The sequence below is a fragment of the Pseudonocardia hydrocarbonoxydans genome, from assembly GCF_006539565.1.
GTDB lineage: Bacteria > Actinomycetota > Actinomycetes > Mycobacteriales > Pseudonocardiaceae > Pseudonocardia > Pseudonocardia hydrocarbonoxydans.
Genome location: NZ_BJNG01000037.1, coordinates 122215 through 129770 on the forward strand (window position 1 = coordinate 122215; position 7556 = coordinate 129770).

Here is a 7556-nt window from a genome sequence, read left to right on the forward strand (position 1 = left end):
TTGCCCCCCGGCGTGGACGGCGTCCACCAGCCGCCGGGCAGTCACCGGCACGAGTCCGGTCAGGAGGATGCTCATCCCAGCAGGATCAGGAACCGGAGTCATCCGCGACCCGTCCCGCGGATGCCGTGTCGTCACGTCGACCGCCCGTCCGGGCCGGTCATCGGCTCGGTGCTCCGCGGCCCACGGGGGTCGCCACCGCCGGCAGCCTCGTCGGGCAGTGGCATCGGCTCGGGGGAGTCGGCCAGCGCGATGACCGGGCGGGCGGTGATGCGGTGGCCCAGGAAGACCGGCCGGTTGGCCTGCCCGAGCAACAGCGGCAGCAGCTCCTCCGCGCGGACCTGTCCCCACCAGCCGTGCCGGGCCGGGAGCTCACCGAACTCGGTGACGGTGTCGGCGCGCACGGTCGGCCCGGTGACCAGCAGCGGGGTCGGGTCGGCGGTGTGCATGACGCCGTGGGTCGAGGGGGTGGCGTGGTCGCCGGTGACCGCGACGATCGCGCGGTCGGCGATCCCGTGCAGGCCGACCAGGCCGCGGTCGATGGCCTCGAGGGCGTCGCGCTTGGCGTAGGGCTGCTTGGTGTGGCCGGCCTCGTCGGTGGCCTTGGTGTGCACGTGCACGAACCGGGCCCCGCCGGCGATCAGGTCCTGCGCGGCGGCGAGACGCGCGGCGAGGTCCGTCCCCAGGTCCTCGACGGGCGGCAGGTGCACCGAGTCCATGACGAGGGCGGCGGCGATGCCGCGGTAGAGCCGGGTGCTCGTCACCAGCGCCCCGGGTACGCCGACCTGGTCGACGAAGGAGGGGATCCGTCCGCGCCGCCCGGACCACTTGGTCGTCAGCACGTCCAGGGCGGGCAGGCCGCGCCGCCGCCGGGCGGTGTTGACCGCGCTGCCCGACAGGTGGGTGCGGGCGGCGCCCAGCGCGGCGGTGAGGTCCGCGGCGAACGCGGCGCCCTCGTCGCCGGTCGGGACCGGCCGCATCCAGGGGTGGAAGGTCTCGAACAGCGGGTCGCTGTCGGTGACGTCGCCGCAGCGGTGGGCGGGCGCGGCGAGCAGCGCCTCGCCCCGGTCCCCCAGGCGCTGCAGCGTCATGCCGTGCGCGGCGAGCACGGGCACGAGCCCGGCGAGCAGCTCGGCGACGTCGGCGACGTCGTCGCGCCCGGCGCGTCCGGTGAGGTGCAGGGTGTCGCCGTCGCGGCGGGAGGTGCGCAGCGAGGCGTGGGTGACGGCGTGGTCGGGATCGACGTCGAGACCTCCGCCGAGCGCTTCGAGCACCGCCCGGCCGGGGAAGCGGACGGGGGCGTAACCGAACATCGCCCAGTGCGCGAGCTCCGAGGCCGGGGCCCGGCCCCAGCCGAAGGGCAGGTGCCAGCCGCTGGCTCCGCGGCGGGCCAGCGCGTCCAGGTTCGGGGTGTGGGCGGCCTCGGCCGGGGTGCGCCCGTCGAGCTCGGCGATCGGACGGTCCCCGAGCCCGTCGAGGACGACCAGCACGATCGGCAGGCGGTCGTCGTGCAGCCGAGGCTGGTTCTCCCCGTAGCCCGCGGGCACGGTCGGGGTCGTGGTCATGCCCGGCCTCCCGTCGTCGCCCTCGTGGCGAGGATCTCGATCAGCAGGGGTACCACCGCGGCGGGGACGAGGTCGGCCCAGCCGGCCGGGTCACCGTGCAGGTGGGCGCGGACGTCGGTGGCCGAGAGCTTCGTGGCCGGGTCGCCGTCGAGGACGGTGACCGGGTAGCCGGCCCCGGCCAGGCGCGAGGCCTTCTCCCGTTCCCAGTCGCCGTACACGCGCACCAGCTGCCGGGCGTGCAGCGGCACGTACTCGACCCAGGTCTGCGGGCGGGTCAGGTCGAACGGGACGATCGTGGCGTGCTCGGCCGGCCCCCGCCCGGCGAGCGCGGCCCGCAGCATCCGGGCCCGTTCGAAGAAGGTGAACGGGTTGGACCGGGGCAGGTGGCGGTGCGCCGAGGTCGACTCGGCGTGCCGGGCGCCGGAGTCGGGGTTGGTGACGGCGACGACGAGATGGTCCGCGTCGCGTGCGGCGATCTCGAACAGCTCCAGGTGCTGCGCGTGCACCGGCTGGAAGCGCCCCGTCACGCAGGCCAGGCGGGTCATCGGGCGGTCCCCCGCAGGCCCGCCGCGCGGTCGTCGCCCGCGATGCCGACCTGCCCGGCCACGCCCTCGACGAGCTCGCCGACCACGGTGGCGTGCTGCTCACCGACGGCCCGCAGCCCGCCGAGCACCTGGTCCACCCCGGCCGGGGGGACGGCGAGCAGCAGCCCGCCGGAGGTCTGGGCGTCGGCCAGCAGCAGCTGCGTCGTCGGGTCGAGGTCGCCCGGGACGAACCAGCCCGCGGCGAGGGCGTCGCGCAGCGTGCGGCGGCTGCCGTCCGGGGCGCACCCGGCCTGCACCAGCTCCCGCACGCCCGGCAGCAGCGGCACCGCCGAGGGCCGGACCCGGGCCGCCACACCGGCGGCGAGGGCCATCTCGTGCAGGTGCCCGATCAGCCCGTAGCCGGTGACGTCGGTGCCACCACGCAGGCCGGCGGCCACGGCGACCTGCGCGGCGGTGGCGTTGAGACGCGTCATCGAGGTGACCGCGTCCCGGACGTGGGCCTCGCCGGCCTGCCCGCGCCGGATCGCGGTCCCGACCACACCCAAGCCGAGCCGCTTGGTCAGCACCAGCCGGTCCCCCGCCCGGCCGCCGCCCTTGCGCAGGACGGCGTCGTGGGCGACCTCGCCGACGACCGCGAGCCCGTACTTCGGCGCCGGGTCGACGATGCTGTGCCCGCCGACGATGAGCGCCCCGGCCCCGGTGACCGCCGCCGCGCCGCCGCGCAGCACCTCGGCGAGCAACGCCCGGTCCAGATCCGCGGGCCAGCCGAGCAGGTTCACCGCGACCAGCGGGCGGCCGCCCATCGCGTAGACGTCGGAGAGGGCGTTGGTGGCCGCGATGCGACCCCACTCGAACGGGTCGTCCACCACCGGGGTGAGGAAGTCGGTGGTCACCACCAGCGAACGGCCCTCCCAGCCGGGAAGGTCGACCACGGCGGCGTCGTCGGCCGGGTCGAGCCCGACCCGCAGGATCCCGCCCGTCCCGCCGGCGAGGTGGCCGTCCCGTACCGAGGTCAGCACCTCGTCCAGGAGCCGCTGGGGCAGCTTGCAGGCGCACCCCCCGCCGGGCGAGTACCGCGTCAACGGCATCGGTGCGGTGGTCATGCCGCGGGGCTCCGCAACAGGCCGCGCGCGATGGCGTTGCGCTGGATCTCCGACGTCCCGGCCGGGATGCGCAGGTTGCGCGCCACCCGGAACAGCTTCTCCTCGGGCGAGTCCTGCACCAGCCCGACCGCGCCGCGGACCTGCACCGCGGTGTCCGCGACCCGGAAGAACGCCTCGTCGTTGATCACCTTGATCAGGCTGATCAGCCGCGGGGCCTCGCGGTGCAGCGGGATCGCGAACGGGCCGAGCTCGTCGAGCTCGGCCTGGGCGACCAGTGAGGTGGCCCGGGCCTGGTAGACGTCGGCGTCCATGTTCGCGAGCATGTGCTGCACGACCTGCTGCTCGGCGATCGGTCGGCCGCCGGAGTGGCGTTGCCGGGCGTAGGCCACCGCCCGCTCGAGCAGCCACCGCCCCCAGCCCGCGCACATGCCGCCGCGGCACATCCGCCGCCAGTTGATCCACGACATCGCCAGGGCGAACCCGTCGCCGACCTCGCCGACCACGTTCTCCGCCGGTACCCGCACGTCGCGGAACTCCAGGGTGCCGGTGAGCCCGTCGGCCATCGTGGTGGGCAGCGCGCGGTCGCGGCTCAGCCCGGGGGCGGCGCCGTCGACGAGGAACATCGACAGCGACCGGGTGCCCGCTCCGGGATCGGTGACCGCCACGACCTGCAGGACGTCGGCGAAGTGGGAGTTGGTGATCCACCCCTTGGTCCCGTTGATGATCCAGTCGCTGCCGTCGCGGACCGCGTGGGTCGACATCGCCAGCACGTCCGAGCCGACACCGAGCTCGGTGTTGCAGAACGCCGTGGTGATCTCACCCGTGATCAGCGGCGTCAGGTACTGCTCGCGCATCGCCGGCGAGCAGTGCTCGACGGCCGGGTTCGGGCCCTCGGTCCACGCCAGCGCGGCCAGGCCCAGCCCGAGCCCGGACTCGCGGTAGACGAACTCCTCGACGTGGTGCATCTCGACCCGGCCGAAGCCCCCGCCCCCGACGTCGGTGCTGTTGTGCGGGGCGTAGAGACCGAGCGCGCCGGCGCGGCGCTGCACCTCGCGGCGGGCCTCCCACACCGCGGGGTGCATCCGGCCCTGCTCGTCGAACCGCGGCGCGCTCGGGGAACCGGCGTCCCGGCCGGCCAGCTCCTCCTCCAGCGGCGCGACGTCCTCGTCGAGGAAGGTCCGGAAACGCTCGGTGTAGGCGGTCACCCGCTCGCTGGCGACGGTGGTCATCTGCGTGGGACTCCTTCGTCCTGAATTAGGTTCAGTTGAGTGAACCCTGTTCAGAACGTAGCATCGCCGTTCGGCCCGGGAAGGCGAGATGATGACGGACGCTGCGCGCGCAGAACGACTCGGCGCGGTCACCGAGGCGAAGCGGACCCTGATCCTGGAGGCCGCACTGCGCGTGTTCGCCCGTGACGGGCTGCGCGGGGCCGGCATCCGGGCCATCGCCAAGGAGGCGGGATACGCACCGGGGGCGATCTACGCCTACTTCCCGAGCAAGGAGCACATCTACGCCGCGGCGCTCCGGGAGTCGCTGACCCGCCTGCGCGCCGCCACGGAGGCCGCCGCGTCCGGGATCGACGACCCGGCGCCCCGCTACGTCGCGGCCGGGCTGGCGTTCTTCGACTTCTACGACGAGAACCCGCGCGAGCTGGACCTGGGCTTCTACCTGTTCGCCGGCGGCATCGCGCCCCGCGGACTGTCCGACGACGAGACCAACCGCGAGCTCAACGACGCCCTGCTCGCGACGCTGCAACCGATGTGCGACGCCGCGTCCGGGCTGTTCGGACCCGACGAGGCGACGCGGCTGACCGCGGAGGCCTTCGCGCACGCCGCCGGCCTCCTGCTGCTGCGCCACACCCGTCGGCTCCAGCTCTTCCGCCTGGAGGCACGGCCCCTGATGGAGCGCTACCTCGGCGATCAGCTCTCCCACGCGAGGTAGCGCCCCGCCGGGTGCACCGCGGCGGCCCTGCGGTCGGCACTCGTCGAGCAGCGCCCGCCGGCCGTCGTCGCGCGGCGACTGTGGGCAGACTCGAGCGACAGGGTCCGCCGGACGTGCCTTGTGGCGGGCGCGGATCCGGCCCGTGCCCCCGACAGTCCGGAGAGGCCGCACATGACGACGACCGCCCGCTCCGTGGTCCTTCCCTCCGGCGAGAGGATCGCCGCACTCGGCCAGGGCACCTGGCACTTCGCGGAACGCCCCGCCCGCAGGGCCGAGGAGATCGCCTCGATACGACTCGGCGTCGACCTCGGGATGACCGTGATCGACACCGCCGAGATGTACGCCGACGGCGCATCGGAGATCCTGGTGGGGGAGGCGATCGCCGGGCGCCGCGACGAGGTGTTCCTGGTGGACAAGGTGCTGCCGCGACACGCGACCCGGGCGGGCACCGTGCGGGCCTGCGAAGCCAGCCTCGCCCGGCTCGGCACCGACCGGATCGATCTCTACCTGCTGCACTGGCGCGGCGGTGTCCCGCTTGCCGAGACGATCGCGGGGTTCGCGGACCTGACGGAGCGCGGACTGATCCGGTACTGGGGGGTCAGCAACCTCGACGCCGACGACATGGCCGAGGTGGCCGGCGTTCCCGGCGGCGACCAGGTGCAGACCGACCAGATCCTCTACAACCTCGTGCGGCGCGGGCCGGAGTACGACCTCCTCCCGTGGCTGTCGGGACGCCGGATCCCGGTCATGGCCTACTCGCCGATCGAGCAGGGCCGCCTGCTCGGGCACCCGGCGCTGGGCGAGGTCGCGCGGCGGCACGGGGCGACACCGGCCCAGATCGCACTGGCCTGGGTGCTGCGCGCCGACGGCGTCAACGCCATCCCGCGCGCGGGCACCCTCGACCACGTCCGGGACAACGCCGCCGCCCTCCGGATCCGCCTCGGCGACGAGGACCTGACCTCGCTCGACGAGGCCTTCCCCCCACCGGCCCGACCCCGTCCCCTGGAGATGCTGTAGCCCGATCCGTCGGCGCCCGGGTGCAGGATGGGGGTGAGCGCCGGTCGACGGTGGCAGGAGTCACGAGCGAGGAGCGGTGGATGGACGACCAGGAACTGCATCGGCGCATCGACGAGCTGGTGGCCGAGGAGCACCGGCTGGAGCGCGCACACATCGGCCAGGCGCTCTCCGAGGAGGAGCAGCGGCGGCTGCGGGATCTGGGTGTGCAGCTCGACCGCTACTGGGACCTGCTGCGGCAGCGCGACGCCCGCCGCCGGGCCGGCCAGGACCCGGACGCCGCGCAGGAGCGGCCCGCGAGCGTGGTGGAGGGGTACCGCCAGTAGCGCCCGGCGATCGACCCGACGTCACCGGCCGGCTCGCCATCGACCGGATCGCGAACGCGCGACCGGCGAGTGGTCAGGGAGTCGCGGCGGCGGCTGTCAGGTCCTGCGGCGACGGGTCCACGGGCGGCACGAGGTCGTCGTCCGTGCCTGTCTCGTCGGCGGGAGCGCTGGGGCGTGCGGGTTCGGCGTCGTCGAGCTGTCCGCCGTCGGGAGCACAGGCTCGTGAGACCGGGCGGGCGACCCGTCACCGCTTTAGGCTCGCTGCCATGGACGTCGCGAAGCCGCCCGTCGTGTCCGCATCCGAGTGGCGACTCGAGCTCGCCCGCCTGAGCGAACGAGAGGAGGCGGTCGCCGCAGAGCTCGACGCGCTCGCCGCCGCGCGCAAGCGGATGCCGATGGTGCGCGTCGAGCGCGACTACCACTTCGAGGGCCCCGACGGGCCGAGGTCCCTGCTCGATCTCTTCGACGGACGCAGCCAGCTGATCCTCTACCGGTTCTTCTTCGAGGAGGGTGTCGGCGGCTGGCCCGACGCCGGCTGTGTCGGCTGCTCGTCCTGGGCCGACGGGGTGGCCGACCTGGGCCTGCTGCACGCCCACGACGTCTCCTTCGCCATGGCCTCCCCCGCGCCGCAGACGGCGCTCACCGCGTACGCCGAGCGGATGGGGTGGACCGACCTGCCCTGGTACACGATCACGACTCCCGAGTTCGTCGAGGACTTCGACACCACGCAGTGGTTCTCGCTCAATGTCTTCCTGCGCGACGGCGACGAGGTCTACCGCACCTACTTCTTGCAGAACGGCCCGATGGTCAGCCGCATCGGCAGCGTGTCCAGCCTGCTCGACCTCACCCCCTACGGCGGGCAGATCGAGGGCGAGGACGTCCCCGACGACTGGCCGCAGGCTCCTTTCTCCTTCTGGATGCGACGCCACGACGAGTACGACGAACCCGCACCCTCGGCCCGCCTCTGAACCGTCGGCCCCGTCGGGTGCGGCGCTTCTGGGTGGGCTGCTGGAAACGCACCCGATCGCGGTCCTCGCGGCGCTGTTGCGACGGGCCCGGCAGGCA

General features: G+C 74.2%; 8 protein-coding genes. 4 read left to right on the plus strand and 4 right to left on the minus strand.

Annotation, left to right across the window (positions count from 1 at the left end; genetic code table 11):
* Positions 1-131 precede the first annotated feature (131 nt).
* From PHY01_RS20630 to PHY01_RS20645, 4 genes are read right to left on the minus strand one after another with little or no spacing between them, the layout of a single operon-like run.
* Positions 132-1562: a BPG-independent phosphoglycerate mutase family protein gene (locus tag PHY01_RS20630; RefSeq protein WP_141280871.1), complete on the minus strand. Its 1431-nt coding sequence runs from the start codon at positions 1560-1562 to the stop codon at positions 132-134.
* Positions 1559-2107 (minus strand): adenylyltransferase/cytidyltransferase family protein, encoded by a 549-nt coding sequence (locus PHY01_RS20635; RefSeq protein ID WP_141280873.1) that lies wholly within the window; start codon positions 2105-2107, stop codon positions 1559-1561. The genes PHY01_RS20630 and PHY01_RS20635 overlap by 4 nt, the downstream gene beginning before the upstream one ends.
* A complete protein-coding gene (gene selD, locus PHY01_RS20640; RefSeq protein ID WP_141280875.1) occupies positions 2104-3210 on the minus strand; it encodes a selenide, water dikinase SelD in 1107 nt (368 codons plus the stop codon). The genes PHY01_RS20635 and selD overlap by 4 nt, the downstream gene beginning before the upstream one ends.
* Positions 3207-4439 carry an acyl-CoA dehydrogenase family protein gene (locus PHY01_RS20645; protein ID WP_141280877.1) on the minus strand — a complete coding sequence of 411 codons (1233 nt, stop codon included), beginning with the start codon at positions 4437-4439 and terminating at the stop codon, positions 3207-3209. Before PHY01_RS20645 ends, selD begins: the two co-directional genes overlap by 4 nt.
* An 88-nt stretch (positions 4440-4527) precedes the next feature.
* Here PHY01_RS20645 and PHY01_RS20650 point away from each other — a divergent pair, with 88 nt between their 5' ends.
* The 4 genes from PHY01_RS20650 (at position 4528) to PHY01_RS20665 (ending at position 7459) form a co-directional block, all read left to right on the plus strand.
* Positions 4528-5151, plus strand: a complete 624-nt coding sequence (locus PHY01_RS20650) for a TetR/AcrR family transcriptional regulator (RefSeq protein ID WP_218030260.1) — start codon at positions 4528-4530, stop codon at positions 5149-5151.
* A 171-nt stretch (positions 5152-5322) separates the two neighbouring features.
* A complete protein-coding gene (locus PHY01_RS20655; protein WP_141280879.1) occupies positions 5323-6168 on the plus strand; it encodes an aldo/keto reductase in 846 nt (281 codons plus the stop codon).
* 80 nt (positions 6169-6248) lie between these two features.
* Positions 6249-6491: a DUF2630 family protein gene (locus PHY01_RS20660; protein ID WP_141280881.1), complete on the plus strand. Its 243-nt coding sequence runs from the start codon at positions 6249-6251 to the stop codon at positions 6489-6491.
* 266 nt (positions 6492-6757) lie between these two features.
* Positions 6758-7459 (plus strand): DUF899 family protein, encoded by a 702-nt coding sequence (locus tag PHY01_RS20665; protein ID WP_141280883.1) that lies wholly within the window; start codon positions 6758-6760, stop codon positions 7457-7459.
* Positions 7460-7556: the final 97 nt, after the last annotated feature.